The organism is Microbacterium sp. NPDC091662, assembly GCF_044756705.1.
Classification (GTDB): Bacteria; Actinomycetota; Actinomycetes; order Actinomycetales; family Microbacteriaceae; genus Microbacterium.
On record NZ_JBIVTM010000001.1, the window covers coordinates 2,241,451 to 2,255,004 of the forward strand.

At 69.4% G+C, this 13,554-nt stretch carries 16 protein-coding genes; 8 read left to right on the plus strand and 8 right to left on the minus strand.

The genetic code is table 11. The annotated features are described in order from the left end of the window. Positions 1 to 137: 137 nt before the first annotated feature. Both ACIQLD_RS10930 and ACIQLD_RS10935 read right to left on the minus strand, forming a co-directional pair. Positions 138 to 494: a hypothetical protein gene (locus ACIQLD_RS10930; protein WP_402608022.1), complete on the minus strand. Its 357-nt coding sequence runs from the start codon at positions 492 to 494 to the stop codon at positions 138 to 140. Beyond that, the gene (locus ACIQLD_RS10935) at positions 491 to 1,141 is read right to left on the minus strand and encodes an acyl-CoA synthetase (protein WP_402608023.1); all 651 of its coding nucleotides are present in this window, start codon (positions 1,139 to 1,141) and stop codon (positions 491 to 493) included. The genes ACIQLD_RS10930 and ACIQLD_RS10935 overlap by 4 nt, the downstream gene beginning before the upstream one ends. A 306-nt stretch (positions 1,142 to 1,447) precedes the next feature. On the opposite strand from ACIQLD_RS10935, the gene ACIQLD_RS10940 reads away from it, so the two are divergent. Continuing rightward, positions 1,448 to 2,371, plus strand: coding sequence for a hypothetical protein (locus tag ACIQLD_RS10940; RefSeq protein ID WP_402608024.1), 924 nt, complete (start codon positions 1,448 to 1,450; stop codon positions 2,369 to 2,371). Here the strand turns inward: ACIQLD_RS10940 and ACIQLD_RS10945 are convergent. Beyond that, the gene (locus ACIQLD_RS10945) at positions 2,359 to 3,198 is read right to left on the minus strand and encodes a sulfurtransferase (protein WP_402608025.1); all 840 of its coding nucleotides are present in this window, start codon (positions 3,196 to 3,198) and stop codon (positions 2,359 to 2,361) included. The genes ACIQLD_RS10940 and ACIQLD_RS10945 overlap by 13 nt on opposite strands. A 117-nt stretch (positions 3,199 to 3,315) precedes the next feature. Here ACIQLD_RS10945 and ACIQLD_RS10950 point away from each other — a divergent pair, with 117 nt between their 5' ends. Beyond that, on the plus strand, positions 3,316 to 4,308 hold the full coding sequence (locus ACIQLD_RS10950; protein WP_402608026.1) for a DMT family transporter: 993 nt from the start codon (positions 3,316 to 3,318) through the stop codon (positions 4,306 to 4,308). On the opposite strand, the gene ACIQLD_RS10955 is transcribed toward ACIQLD_RS10950, so the two are convergent. After that, on the minus strand, positions 4,298 to 5,317 hold the full coding sequence (locus tag ACIQLD_RS10955; protein ID WP_402608027.1) for a zinc-dependent alcohol dehydrogenase family protein: 1,020 nt from the start codon (positions 5,315 to 5,317) through the stop codon (positions 4,298 to 4,300). The two genes, ACIQLD_RS10950 and ACIQLD_RS10955, sit on opposite strands and share 11 nt — an antisense overlap. Before the next feature lie 129 nt (positions 5,318 to 5,446). Here ACIQLD_RS10955 and ribA point away from each other — a divergent pair, with 129 nt between their 5' ends. The 4 genes from ribA to ACIQLD_RS10975 all read left to right on the plus strand — a co-directional run bounded on the left by ribA (position 5,447) and on the right by ACIQLD_RS10975 (position 8,012). Beyond that, entirely contained in the window at positions 5,447 to 6,106 is a 660-nt protein-coding gene (gene ribA / locus ACIQLD_RS10960; RefSeq protein WP_402608028.1) for a GTP cyclohydrolase II, read from the plus strand. A 29-nt stretch (positions 6,107 to 6,135) separates the two neighbouring features. Beyond that, complete coding sequence (locus ACIQLD_RS10965; RefSeq protein WP_402608029.1) at positions 6,136 to 6,609, plus strand: MarR family winged helix-turn-helix transcriptional regulator; 474 nt, start codon at positions 6,136 to 6,138, stop codon at positions 6,607 to 6,609. Between the two features lie 71 nt (positions 6,610 to 6,680). Further along, a complete protein-coding gene (locus ACIQLD_RS10970; protein ID WP_402608030.1) occupies positions 6,681 to 7,589 on the plus strand; it encodes a helix-turn-helix domain-containing protein in 909 nt (302 codons plus the stop codon). Between the two features lie 63 nt (positions 7,590 to 7,652). After that, complete coding sequence (locus ACIQLD_RS10975) at positions 7,653 to 8,012, plus strand: helix-turn-helix domain-containing protein (RefSeq protein WP_402608031.1); 360 nt, start codon at positions 7,653 to 7,655, stop codon at positions 8,010 to 8,012. Positions 8,013 to 8,123: 111 nt separating this feature from the next. On the opposite strand, the gene ACIQLD_RS10980 is transcribed toward ACIQLD_RS10975, so the two are convergent. The 3 genes from ACIQLD_RS10980 to ACIQLD_RS10990 form a co-directional block, all read right to left on the minus strand. Further along, a complete protein-coding gene (locus ACIQLD_RS10980) occupies positions 8,124 to 8,714 on the minus strand; it encodes a ClpP family protease (protein ID WP_402608032.1) in 591 nt (196 codons plus the stop codon). Continuing rightward, on the minus strand, positions 8,711 to 9,325 hold the full coding sequence (locus ACIQLD_RS10985; RefSeq protein WP_402608033.1) for a ClpP family protease: 615 nt from the start codon (positions 9,323 to 9,325) through the stop codon (positions 8,711 to 8,713). The genes ACIQLD_RS10980 and ACIQLD_RS10985 overlap by 4 nt, the downstream gene beginning before the upstream one ends. A 195-nt stretch (positions 9,326 to 9,520) precedes the next feature. Further along, positions 9,521 to 10,948, minus strand: a complete 1,428-nt coding sequence (locus ACIQLD_RS10990) for a hypothetical protein (protein ID WP_402608034.1) — start codon at positions 10,946 to 10,948, stop codon at positions 9,521 to 9,523. 213 nt (positions 10,949 to 11,161) lie between these two features. Here ACIQLD_RS10990 and ACIQLD_RS10995 point away from each other — a divergent pair, with 213 nt between their 5' ends. Continuing rightward, the gene (locus ACIQLD_RS10995) at positions 11,162 to 11,635 is read left to right on the plus strand and encodes an acyl-CoA thioesterase (protein WP_402608035.1); all 474 of its coding nucleotides are present in this window, start codon (positions 11,162 to 11,164) and stop codon (positions 11,633 to 11,635) included. A gap of 44 nt (positions 11,636 to 11,679) precedes the next feature. Here the strand turns inward: ACIQLD_RS10995 and ACIQLD_RS11000 are convergent, their stop codons facing one another. Next, positions 11,680 to 12,930: a trans-sulfuration enzyme family protein gene (locus ACIQLD_RS11000; RefSeq protein ID WP_402608036.1), complete on the minus strand. Its 1,251-nt coding sequence runs from the start codon at positions 12,928 to 12,930 to the stop codon at positions 11,680 to 11,682. Between the two features lie 112 nt (positions 12,931 to 13,042). Here ACIQLD_RS11000 and ACIQLD_RS11005 point away from each other — a divergent pair, with 112 nt between their 5' ends. After that, positions 13,043 to 13,510, plus strand: coding sequence for an Lrp/AsnC family transcriptional regulator (locus ACIQLD_RS11005; RefSeq protein ID WP_402608037.1), 468 nt, complete (start codon positions 13,043 to 13,045; stop codon positions 13,508 to 13,510). Positions 13,511 to 13,554 lie beyond the last annotated feature (44 nt).

The window sequence follows — 13,554 nt, forward strand, 5'->3', positions numbered from 1 at the left end:
TCGGATGTCTAGAGACGATTGTCCAGAGGGTACGCCGAAAGTATCAGCCAAGAGCACGATCCGCGGCGACCAATGCGCTCTTTAATCGGATGTTAGAGCGCACTCCCTGCGGGCGGCTCGACCACCTCTTGATCGGATCAGGAAGATGCGGGGCGGCCCGGCGCCTCGGATTCGGGGTTCTCGCCCTCGGGCTCCGGGTCGTACAGCACCGGGCGATCGATCGTCTTGGTGACGTCTGCGGGATCGACGGCGAGGATCAGCATCGCGAGGATCAGCAGCGTCACGATGAACGCTCCGCCGCCGACGACGAGGCCCAGCGCGATCGGAGTCAGCCCCTCGTAGGTGCCGTTGGCGATCGACGCGTTCACCCGTGCGGTGAAGGCACCGGTGGAGACCAGGGTGACGATCGTGGCGAAGACACCGCAGCCGAGCGCGATGAGGAGCAGGTGCAGGGGCCGCAGAATATCCCGTCGGGTGGGCTTCTCGTCGCTCATCGCTCTCCTCCGTGCTCCGCGGGGGCGGCACTGTCGTTCGATTCGGACACCGCGGCGACGGCATCGACCTGCTTCGGCGTCAGGCCGGCGATGCCGAGGAAGACCGCGACGATCGCCGCGTAGCCGCCGAACATGCCGACGCCGAGGATGATGCCGGAGAGGACGAACGTGCCGGCTTTGTCGATCGTGTACTCCTGCAGGAACCCGGCCGGGATCAGCAGCAGGACCACCCCGAGCAGAACGCCCAGCGCCCCCACGGAGATCGCATCGCGCGACAGCATTCCGCCGGTGCGGCGGGAGCGGATGCCGGCGAGCAGCTCGATGCCGCCGCTGACGATCGCCCACGACGATACGACGATGAAGAACAGGTCGTCGGAACGCCAGGCCGGGATGCCGCTCACCATGCCGGCCACGACGCCGACGGCTGCCAGCAGCACGTACGACCAGCGCGATCCGGCGGGAAGCACCAGCCAGGCGGCGAGCACCTGCACGAGAGCGGTGATGAAGACGAAGCCGCTGAACACGGACAGTCCGACGGGTGCGGAGTGATCAGACGAGAACGTGATCATCAGCGCAGCGACCGCGGCGAACAGCGCGCGCAGCAATTGCACGTGGCGCATGGTGAATGCGCGAGCAGGGGCAGACATGACGGTCCAGAGTCCTCCGGGGTGTTGCTCCCCAGTCTACGCGGGGCAGCGGAGCCGCGATGCCGGGGGCTTTGCGGAGGGAGGATTCGTGAAGCCCGGCGGATCTCCCCAGATCGATTGCCGGGCTTCACGACATACGCAGCAAGGGGGGCATCACTGCGTCAGGCCGGTGATCGCAGGGTCGGGCACCCTGCCTGCGAAGACGGCCAAGTGACCCCACATGCCCACCCGGTCCCCTGAGGTACGCGCGTGCGGTCGTATGCTCACTCTAAGGCGCTGATCTTCACATACCGGAGGGGATCTGTGATGAGTTTCGAAGATGACGCGCGCAGAGCCGAACCCGATGACTTCGCGAACGCCCTGCGCGACGCGATAAACGCGAAGCCGGTGACGTTGTCCTGGCTACAGCGGCACCTCAAAGCGCGCGGGAACCGCGTGTCGATGGCCACGCTGAGCTACTGGCGATCCGGCGCGCGACGACCGGAGGGAGCTCAGTCGCTGGCCGCGCTCTCCGACATCGAAGAACTCCTCGGGCTCGACGTCGGCGCCCTGAGCAGGCTGCTCCGATCGACGAATCGCACGGGTCCGCTCGGTCCCAACCAGTTCCCGATCGACGAGGAAGAACTCGAGCTGGCGGTGATCGACGCCTTCCGCGCGCTCGGTGCGTCGTATCCCGACACCTCACGCGAGCTCACCACGCATTCGGTGACCGACGTGGGCGCCGACGGCAACGTCGCCTACAGCATCACGCGCAGCATCGTGCAGTCCACGGTCGGCACGATCACGGCGATCCCCTTCCTGGAGATCACGCCGGGGGTGCGCACCCCCGCGCCTGTGTTGAAGGCGGTGGCAGGGGGCCGGATCGCCGCCCGCTATTCCCACCCCGACGGCGAGGTCCACGGGGTGCTGTTCGAACTCGACGTGCCGCTGACCGCGCCGGAGACGGCGATGGTCGAGTGGTCTGTGGAGTATCCGCCCGACTATCCCACGACGCGCGACACCGGCCACGCGCTGGCGCAGAAGGCCAGGGAGCTGCTGGTGTGGACGCGCTTCCATCCCGACGCGATCCCGGACTGGTGCGAGGAGCACGTTGAGACACCGGAAGGCGTCGTCATGACGCCGCTGCCGCCCCCGCGGGGAACGTCGGTGCATCTGGTGCGCCGAGCGTTCGGCCCCGGCGCCCTCGGGCTGCACTGGGGATACGGCCCGCGCGAGGATCAGCCGGGCTGATCACCGGTCGCGACCGGCCGGCCGGGGGTGTTCGACCACTGGCTCCACGACCCCGGGAAGACCTTCGCCTCGATGCCCACCTCGTGCAGGATCAGGGCGGTGTGCACAGCCGTCACGCCCGAACCGCAGTACGCCGCGACCGCTGTGCCCGGAGTCACCCCGGCAGCGGCGAAGTTCGCCAGCACGGTCTCACGGTCGAGGATCCGTCCGGCGGCATCGAGGTGCAGCATGGTCGGCACGTTGCGCGCGCCGGGGATGTGACCGGCCACCGGGTCGAGCGGCTCGGTCTCGCCGCGGTAGCGCTCGGGTGCCCGCACGTCGAGCAGCACGCCGGATGCCGGGAACGCCGCAGCCTCGTCGATCGACAGGGCGTCGGCGCCGATCTCCTCGAGCACGACATCGCCGGGTTCCGGGGTCACATCGTCGGTCGTGACGTCGAAGCCTTCCTCTTTCCATCCGCGGATGCCGCCGGCGAGCACGCGCACATCGACACCGCCCTGGCGCAGCAACCACCAGGCACGGGCCGCGGCCGTGCCCTTGGCGTCGTCGTACGCGACGACGGTGTCGCCCGCGCGCACACCCCACCGACGAGCGGCGTCCTGGAGGGTGGCGGTCGAGGGCAACGGGTGTCGTCCCTCCGCGGGCTCGCCGTGGGTGGAGAGCTCGGTGTCGAGCGAGGCGAACACCGCGCCGGGGACATGCCCGGTCAGGTAGTCGTCGTGCCCCGCCTCCGGACGATCCAGCCGCCACCGCACATCGATCACGCGCACCGGCGCGCCCTGGGTCAGCAGGTCGTTCAGTTCGACGGCACTCACGAAGTCGCTCATGCTGCGAGGCTACCGAGTCGGCGGCGACGTGCGTTGCGCGTTCGTCTTCTCCCGTCACGATTCGAGCGACGGGTGGGCCCGCTAGGCTCGATCCGGCAACGTCGAGAAAGGCCAACGATGCCCTCTCGACTTCGCTGGATGCGGTTCCGCCCGCAGGAGGCCGCGCTCATCGCGATCACCGCGGTCTGGGGCGGCACGTTCCTGCTCGTGCACTGGGCGATGGAGCATTCCGGGCCCTGGTTCTTCGTCGGCATCCGGTTCCTCATCGCGGGACTGATCAGCGTCGTCATCTTCCGTCGGGTGCTGCGGGGCATCCGTTGGCGCGACATCGGCGCGGGCGTCGCGATCGGAGTGATGATCTACCTCGGCTACGGGCTGCAGACGCTGGGGCTGCAGACCATCGACAGCAGCACCTCGGCTTTCATCACCGCGATGTACGTGCCGCTGGTACCGCTCGCGCAGTGGGCCGTGTTCCGCAAGCGCCCGCCCGCCATGGCTTTCGTCGGGGCGGGGCTGGCCTTCGTCGGCCTGCTGTTCATCGCCGGACCCGACGCCTTCGCGCTGACTCTCGGCGCTGGCGAGATCGCGACCATGATCAGCACGCTGCCGATCGCCGCCGAGATCATCCTGATCAGCCTCTTCGCCGGGAGGATCGACCTCGGACGCATCACCGTCGTGCAGCTGCTGACCGCGGGAATGCTGGGGCTGCTCACGATGCCGGTGGTGGGCGAGGGCGTGCCGGAATTCTCGTGGATCTGGGTGGGCTGCGCGGTCGGCCTGGGAGCGGCGAGCTGCCTCATCCAGTTGACGATGAACTGGGCGCAGAAGTCGGTCTCCCCCACCCGAGCGACCATCATCTACGCCGGCGAGCCGGTGTGGGCCGGCATCATCGGACGCATCGCCGGCGAGCGCCTGCCCGCGACCGCGCTGATCGGCGGGGCGCTCGTCGTGCTCGGCATCCTCGCGAGCGAGCTGAAGTTCGTACGGCGAAGGGCACAGCCACAAACATCGCCGCAGGCTCCGGAGGAGAACCACGCCATGGGCGGAGAATCTCCTGTCGAATCTCCGCCCGACACGGAGACCTCCGCCCGCCGCGACGTCACACCGTGAGCAGCACCTTCGTGGCGCGGCGCTCGTCCATGGCCCGATAGCCCTCGGCGGCTTCTTCGAGCGGAAGGGTGAGGTCGAAGACCTTGCCCGGGTCGATCTTCCGGTCCCAGATGAGCTGGATCAGCTCCGGGAGGAAACGGCGCACCGGAGCGGGTCCGCCGTGCAGGTGCACGCCGGAGTAGAACAGCTCCTCGCCGGGCAGCGCCACGTCGTGAGAGACGCCGACGAAGCCGACGTGGCCACCCGGCCGCGTCGAACGGATCGCCTGCATCATCGACTCCTGCGTACCCACCGCCTCGATCACCGAATGCGCGCCGAGACCGTTCGTGAGCTCCTTGATGCGCGCCACCCCCTCATCGCCACGCTCGGAGACGATGTCGGTCGCGCCGAACTCGCGGGCCAGCGCCTGCCGGTCGGCGTGCCTGCTCATAGCGATGATGCGCTCGGCACCCAGCTCCCGCGCGGCCAGGATGCCGAGGAGTCCCACGGCTCCGTCCCCGACGACGGCGACGGTCTTTCCCGGTCTGACCTCGGCGGCCACGGCCGCGAACCACCCCGTGCCCAGGACGTCGGATGCGGCGAGCAGCGAGGGGATCAGATCGGCGTCGGGCTGACCGGGGGTCGCGACCAGCGTTCCGTCGGCGTGCGGGATGAGCGAGTATTCGGCCTGCGTGCCGTAACGACCCATCGGCACGACATGCACGCAGCGGGACTGGTAGCCCGCCTGGCAGATCTCGCAGGTGTTGTCGGACGCCATGAACGAGCCGACCACGAAGTCGCCGACGTTCAGCGTCTGCACCTCGGCGCCGACCTCCTCGACCACGCCGACGTACTCGTGTCCCATCGGCGCGTGATCGACCTCGTTCGCGCCGCGGTACGGCCACAGGTCCGAACCGCAGATGCAGGTCGCGGCGATGCGGATCACCGCATCGGTGGGCCGGGTGATGGTGGGCTTCTCGCGCTCTTCGACCCGGACGTCGCCGGGGGCGTACATGACTACTCCGCGCATTCGTGATGCTCCTTCTGTCGCGTGGACCCCAGTCCACACCGGATCCCTCACGCATGGGAGGTCCTGACGGAACCCCTCCCGAATCCAGGGATCCGGGAATACTCCGACGGATCGCGCGTTGCACCCGGCATGATTGAAACTTCAACCGTCGCTCCGGTCGCCACGGAACGCACCCGCGTCCGCGTGCCGCTGCGCTTCGGCGACGGCTTCTCCACGACCGCCGATGTGGTCACCTTCGACGGCCTCGTCGACGGCCGCGAGCACCTGCTGCTCGGACTCGGCGACTGGCGGACTGCCCTCGAGCGTGCGATCGACGGCGGAGATGCGCCGCTCGTGCGCCCGCACAGCGAGTGCCTCACCGGCGACGTGTTCGGCTCGGAGCGCTGCGACTGCGGCCCCCAGCTGCGCGAAGCCGTCGAGCGCATCGCCGACGAGGGCGGATTCCTGCTCTACCTCCGCCAGGAGGGCCGGGGCATCGGCCTCTACGCCAAGCTCGACGCCTACGCGCTGCAGGATGCAGGCCTCGACACCTACGAGGCGAACGTCGCCCTGGGCCACGGCGAGGACGAGCGCGACTACACGGTGGCCGCCCAGATGCTGAACGCGCTCGGCGTCGACGGCATCCGCCTGCTCAGCAACAACCCCGACAAGGCCGTGCAGCTCGAAGCGCTGGGCATCCGCGTCACCGAGCGCGTGCGCACCGAGGTGCACCTGTCGGAGGCGAACACCCGCTACCTGCAGGCCAAGCGCGACCACACCGCGCACACGCTCGACCTGTCGGCAGCGTGACATCCCGCGTGACACCCCAGGAGGACGGCATGACGGCGGAGCCGCAGCATCCGCGTCGACTCGACGACACCGAGATGGAGACCTGGCTCCCCGTCATCCGGTTCGTCCAGCTGCTGCCGCAGGTGCTCGATCGCACGCTGAAGGAAGAGGTCGGACTCAATCACGCCCGCTACGCGATCCTCGTCACCCTCGCGGGTCAGGGCGAGAGCGCCGTCACCATGACCGAGCTCGCCCGTATCGCCGGCCTCAGCAGGTCGCGCCTGAGCCACGCTCTGGACTCGCTCGAAGAGCGCGGCTGGGTCGCCCGCACCTCGTGCGGCTCCGACAAACGCACGCTCTCGGCTGCCCTGACCCCGGCGGGACGGGAGATGCTGCGCACGGCAGCGCCCGTGCACGTCGAGCAGGTGCGCGAGCTCGTGCTCGATCCGCTCACCGCTCAGGAGCGTGAACAGTTGGGGGCGATCCTCGGAAAGCTGCTGCCCGGCGTGACGGCAGCGCTGTGAGTCGCGGCGAGTCGGTCACCGGTACCGCCAGTACCTCCCTCCACGGTCGCTGAGCGCGTACCGTCAGAGGTATGGACACCCGCAGCGAGGTGCGCGAGTTCCTCTCCACGAGGCGCGCACGCATCACCCCCGATCAGGCAGGGCTGCCCGCGTTCGGCGGCAACCGTCGGGTCCCGGGGCTCCGCCGCGAGGAGGTCTCGCTGCTCGCCGGCGTCAGCGTCGACTACTACACGCGTCTGGAACGCGGCGACCTGTCCGGCGCCTCCGACAGCGTGCTCGATGCGCTCGCCCGCGCGCTCCAGCTCGATGAGGCCGAGACCGCGCACCTGTTCGACCTCGCCCGCGCCGCGAACGCCTCGCCGGTCGCGCGAGCGCCGCGGAAGAAGGCGACGGAGCTGCGGCCGAGCATCCTGCGCCTGCTCGATGCCATGACCGAGGCGCCGGCGGTCGTGCGGAACAACTACTTCGACTACCTGGCTGCGAACGCTCTGGGCCGTGCCCTCTACGCGCCCGTGTTCGCACAGCCGCAGCCCAACAGCGCCCGCTTCGCTTTCCTCGATCCGGCGGCACCGGAGTTCTACCCGGAGTGGGACCGCAACACGCAGGAGCTCGTCGCGGCGATGCGCGGTGAAGCCGGCCGCAATCCGTTCGACCGGAAGCTCACCGATCTCGTCGGCGAACTCTCGACGCGGAGCGAGCGATTCCGCACCCTGTGGGCGGCCCACAACGTGCGCTTCCACCGCACCGGCGTGAAACGCATCGCGCATCCGGTGGTCGGAGAGATGGAACTGACCTACGAGGCGTTCGAGCTGCCGGCCGATCCGGGGCTCCACCTGTCGACCTACACGGCCGAGCCGGGTACGCCATCGGCCGACAAGCTGCGGATGCTCGCCAGCTGGGCGGCGACCGATGCGACCGCTCCTGTCGCCGCGGAGCCCGAACCCGCTCCCGACCACACCTCGGGGCGCGCAGACGCCTGAACCACGGTTCTGCTCTGAGCAGAACCGCTCGAGGCCGCCGAAGGCCGCGGATTATCGTGAGGCATGGCCGACCTCCTCCCGTTCCCGCGCACCCCTCGCTCCGACCGGACCCGATCCGACCGCCTGCGATCCGACCGCCCCCGTCCGAGCGATCCCGAACCGCTGTGGCGACACCTGCTGGGTGACCAGCTGCGCCGCCGACGTCACGACCGCGAGGAGACCCTCTCCGAGACCGCCGACAAGGCCGGCGTCTCTCCGCAGTATCTCTCCGAGGTCGAGCGCGGTTTGAAGGAGCCGTCGAGCGAGATGATCGCCGCGATCGCCGGAGCCCTCGACACGAGCCTCATCGAACTGACGAGCGACGTCGCCGACAGTCTGCGATCGACGGCCCCCTCGCGTGGCGCGTTCGCCCTCGCCGCTTGATCCCGGAGCCGTCATCTGCATGATCGACGGACGGATGCATGACCACAGGTACCGCATCGGTCATGCAGTCGTCCGCCGCTCAGGCATCCGTCCGCGAGCCCGGGCTGCAGATCAGCTGCGCGCGCCCAGCACCGTATCGATCAGCCCGTAGTCGAGCGCGGCGGCGGCCGTGAACACCCGGTCGCGGTCGGTGTCGACTCGGAGCTCTGCGACGGTCCGACCACTGTGCCTGGCGAGGATCTCCTCCATGTCGGAGCGCACCCGCACCACCTCGTCGGCCGCGAGGATCAGGTCGGGGATCGCGCCCCGGGACTGCCCGGCCGGTTGATGCAGCACGATGCGTGCATGGGCGAGGGCGGCGCGTTCCCCTGGGGCTCCGGCGGCGACGAGCAGCGCCGCCGGGCCGATGGCCTGTCCGACGCACGTCGTCGCGATGCGCGGACGGATGTGCTGCATGGTGTCGTAGATCGCGAGCGCCGCGCCGGGGTCACCGCCTTCGCTGTTGATGTAGAACTGGATGCCGGATTCGGGGCTGTCCGCGTCGAGGTGCAGCAGTTGCGCGATGAGGGCGTTCGCGACCCCCGCGTCGATACCGGTGCCGAGATAGATCACCCGCTCCGCGAGCAGGTGCGAGTAGACATCCATGATGCGCTCCCCTCGGGGATGCTGCGCGATGACGTTCGGGATCGTGTAGCCGCTCATGCGTCCGCCCCCAGTCCGACGCGCGCGCGTCGTCGCGGCATCACCTCGGCGATCGAGGCCACGATCCCGTCGATGAAGCCGTAGTCCTGCGCCTGCGCGGCGGTGTACCAGCGGTCGTGCAGGGAGTCCTCGAAGATGCGCGCGATGGGCTGCCCCGTGTCGTCGGAGATGAGCCCGAGCACGGTGTCGCGCATGTGCCGCAGGTCGTCGGCCTGCGTCTCGAGCTCACCGGCGGATCCGCCGATGCCTGCGGATCCCTGATGCATGAGGATGCGCGCGTGCGGCAGTGCCCGCCGCTTGCCGGGGGTGCCCGCGGAGAGCAGGAACTGCCCCGCGCTGCAGGCGAGCCCGAGCGCGAGGGTGGCGACGTCGTTGGGGATCAGCCGCATGATGTCGCGGATGGCCAGCATCGACGGCACGGAGCCGCCGGGCGAGTGGATCCAGAGCGCGATGTCGGCGACGGGATCCTCGGCCGACAACGCGAGCAACTGCGTCATCAACAGTGTGCCGTTGTCGTCGTCGAGAGCGCCGTCGAGCACGAGCACCCGCTCGTGGAAGAGTGCGCGCCGTGCTTCGGGACCGAACTGCGGGATGGGGTTGTCTTCGCTCATGCCCCCAGCCTCCGTCGCCGCGCATCTGTGCGGAGCGGATTCTGCCCTGGGCGGTTCTGCCCAGAGCAGTGAGGTTCAGAGCAGTGAAGTTCAGAGCAGTGAGGTTCAGAGCAGTGAGGTTCAGAGCCGTGAAGTTCAGAGCGGATGCCGGTGCGTGGGGGCGGCATCCGCTCTGGGGATCGGGCGGCGGCGGGGTCAGGCGGCCAACGCCAGCGAGCGGCGGTGGGTGATGCGGTGCCCGACCCAGAAGCCGATCGCGATCAGCCCGGCCAGGGCGATGCCGAGGATCCAGGGCAGCATCGATGGTGCGGCCCCTGCGGTGGCGGTGGCGAGGGTTCCGGAGCCGTCGGCGATCAGCCCGTTCCCCGTGGCGAGGTCGGCGGCCCCGACCTCGAGCTTGTCGCCGCCGTCCGCGAGATCGCCGGAGCCGTCTGCGACCGTCGCCGCACCGGCGGAGAGCTTCTCGATGCCGATGTTGAGATCGCCTGCCCCGGCCTGCAGCGCACCGACGCCGGTGGCGAGCGTGCTGGCGCCGTCGTTCAGGCGGGTCGCGCCGGCGCTGAGATCGGCGGTGCCCGAATACAGGGAAGAAGCTCCGGTGGAGAGCGTCTGCAGTCCGGCGGCGAGCTTGGCGGCGCCGGCCGAGAGCTGCGACGTGCCGGAGTGCAAAGACTGCGCGCCCGCGACGAGGGCCGGTGCCCCCTGGGGAGCGACGAGCGCCACGGTGCCCGGCCACTTGTTCGCGACGTCGCCGTTGATGAGGCCGTTGACACCGGCCGTGACCTTCGCCGACCCGCCGGCGGCGGCGGCGAGCCCCGCAGCGAGATCCGACCCCTTGGCCGCCACGGGAGCCATCGCATCGACCTCTTGATCGACGCCGGCAGCCAGTTCGGCGAGCGCCTTGAGCTGCAGGTTCTGCTCGTCGGCGGCTGACATCGTGGCGAGCGCGTCGGCAAGCTGCTGCGAATGCCCTGGCGCCGTGGATGCCACTCCCTGCAGGAGGGTCTTCGCTTCGGGCTGCGCGAGCGCGATCACGCTCGCGTCCACCTTCGCACCGAGCGTGTCACTGAGGCCCTTCGCACCCACGAGCACTTGACCGGCATACGCGTGCGCTCCGTTGACGCCGGCGGCGAGAGTCGATACCCCCGCTGCCAGCGTCTGTGCCCCGGCATCCGCCTGCGCCATCTTCGTCGAGAGCTCCTGAGCCCCGGCCAGCGCGGTCTGTGCTCCCCCGCTGACCTTGCTGGCCCCGACCACCGCGGTCGATGCGCCGGTGGCGAGACTGCTCGCACCCTCGGCCAGGGTCGCGGCCCCGGTCGCGGCCGTCGTGGCACCGTCGCTCAGCTTCTGAGAACCCTCCTGCGCGCTCGCCGCGCCCGCGGAGAGCTCGCCCGTCCCCTCGGCGAGCTGCGATGCACCGGCCGAGAGGTCTGCGGCGCCGGCGGCCAGGTCTGCGGATCCGTCTTTCGCCGACGTCGTTCCGTCGGCGAGCTCGGAAGCACCGGCGGCGATCTTGCTCGTCGTCACGAAGAACAGGATCACCATCGCGGCCAGCAGCAGGCTGAGCACGATCACGGCGATGCGCATGCCGATTCCGTGCGAATGGGGCGTGGTACTCGTCATTGAGGACTCCCGGGGTCAGTGGCGTCGTTGCCACCGGCGACTGTATGGGCGCCCCGCCTCGCGACTCCCGGATTTGCCGCTCGAAACCAAGTCTCAGTGCCGATGGAACTCAGTTTCTTGTCGCTAATGCACAAATGGGCGTGCCCTGCCCTGTGTCCTCTACGAAAAGAGGCCGTAACATCGCGGACTCACGACCCGCCTAGCCTCGTGCCCATGGCGAAGCAGAAGGCACCGGCGTGGCAGTGGTCGGAGGACGGACTCAATTTCCGCACGCGCAAGTGGGTGCGTCCGGAAGACCTCAACGCGAACGGCTCGCTGTTCGGTGGCAGCCTGCTGAAGTGGATCGACGAGGAAGCGGCGATCTACGCGATCGTCCAACTCGGCAACTACCGTGCCGTCACCAAGCACATCTCGGAGATCAACTTCGAGGCCTCGGCGGTGCAGGGTGACCTGATCGAGATCGGCCTGCAGGCCACGCACTTCGGCACCACGTCGCTGACCATGCGGGCGGTGGCCAGGAACATGATCACACGCAAGCGCATCCTCACGATCGAGAAGATCGTGTTCGTCAGCCTCGACGACGAGGGCGTGCCGACCCCGCACGGCTACACGGAGATCACCTACGACCGCGACCGGATGCCGACCGAGCGCATCGCCACCGGCACGATCCGCCTCCCCTCCCGCTGATCCGCGACCCCGCTGACCCACCTCGAGAGCGCCGAGTCACCTCCTCAGGCGCGAACTGCCCCCCGGTGTGCCGCGCTCGAGGAGGTGACCCGGTCGGAGAGGGGCGCGTCGACCGCGAAGGCCGGAACGCCGGCGAAGGCCTGGGCGAGGTCGGAGATGAGGTCGTCGACATCCTCCAGACCGATGGACAGACGCAGGACGTCGGCGGCCGGACGTGCCTCCGGCGGGACGGGGCGATGGGTGAGGGCCGCCGGATGCTGGATCAGCGAGTCCACTCCGCCGAGCGACACCGCGTGCGTGAACAGGGCGGTCGCGGTCGTGACTGCAGAGGCCGCGGCGAATCCGCCACGCATGCGCATCGCGATCATCGCGCCGGTGCCGCGCATCTGCCGTTCCAGGATGCCGCGCGGATCGCCGTCGAGTCCCGGATAGAAGACCTCGGCGACCTCCGGCCGGTCGATCAGCCACTGCACGATCCGTCGCGCGCTCTCCTGCTGGTGCCGCACCCGTACCGGCAGGGTCGTGAGTCCGCGGTGCAGCAGATAGGCCCCGAGCGGATGCAGCAGCCCTCCGGTCACCGCCCGCACGCGGCGCAGAGCCTCCGCCGTCTCCTCGCTGCACGCGACGACGCCGGCGATCACATCGCCGTGCCCACCCAGGTACTTGGTGGCGCTGTGCAACGACATCGCGGCCCCCAGGTCGATCGGGTTCTGCAGCACCGGAGTCGCGAACGTGTTGTCGACGACCACCGGCACCGCGCCGGCCTGGCGTACCACGTCGGCGATGTCGGCGATGTCGAGCGTGGGGTTGGCCGGGGTCTCCACGACGACGAGGCCGGTATCCGGACGCACGGCCGCCGCGACCTCGTCGGGGTGACAGTAGGTGGTCTCGACGCCGAGCAGGCCGGAGCCGAGCAGATGGTCGGTGCCGCCGTACAGCGGACGCACCGCGACGACGTGGCGCGCGCCCGTCGCTCCCGTATGCGCCAGGATCACCGCCGTCATCGCCGCCATACCCGAGGCGAAGGCGACGGCGGCCTCGGCATGCTCGAGTTCGGCGAGTGCTTCCTCGAAGCGGGCGACCGTGGGGTTCCACAGGCGCGCATAGACCATGCTGCCGTCCGCCGGGGGACGCCCGCCCGTCGCCATGGCCTCGTACGAGTCGCCGCCGCGCTCGATGTCGGGGAGCGGGTTGGTGGTCGACAGGTCGATCGGCAGCGCGTGGACGCCGAGACCCTCGAGGTCGGAGCGCCCGCTGTGGACGGCGACGGTGTCAGGATGCAGCGGTGCAGTCATGCCTCCACGTTGCCGGAATCACGATGAAACCGCAGGAACTCGACAGAAGCCGCCACGATTTCGATACAGAACGCTATTCTGTGCAGAACTCGACGGGTGAGGAGGCCTGACGTTGGCGAAAGCACAACTCGACGAGACAGACCTGCAGCTGCTCGCGATCCTCAGTCGCGATGCCGAGACGACGAACAAGGCGCTCGCGCATCGACTCGGCCTCGCCGAGTCGACCTGCGCGCATCGGGTGCGGGCGCTGCGCGAGCGCGGGGTGATCCGCGACACACGCATCCGCGTCGACGGGGCCGCTCTGGGTTTCCCGCTGCAGGCGATCATCAAGGTGCGGCTCGCGAACCACACAGGGGCCAAGGTCACGGCGCTGTTCGACGCTCTGGTCGACATCCCACGCGTCCTGCAGGTGTTCCACGTCGCCGGCGTCGACGACTTCCTCGTGCATGTGGCCGTGCAGGATGCCACGGCACTGCGCGACATCGTGCTCGAGCACATCACGGTCCACCCTGTCGTGCGCGGCACCGAGACCCAGCTCGTGTTCGAACTGCGCGACGGCCCGGGAGTGCTCTCCACCTGACCCTTCCGGTCGCAGTCCGTGCCGTCCGATTCGGTTTCAGACGG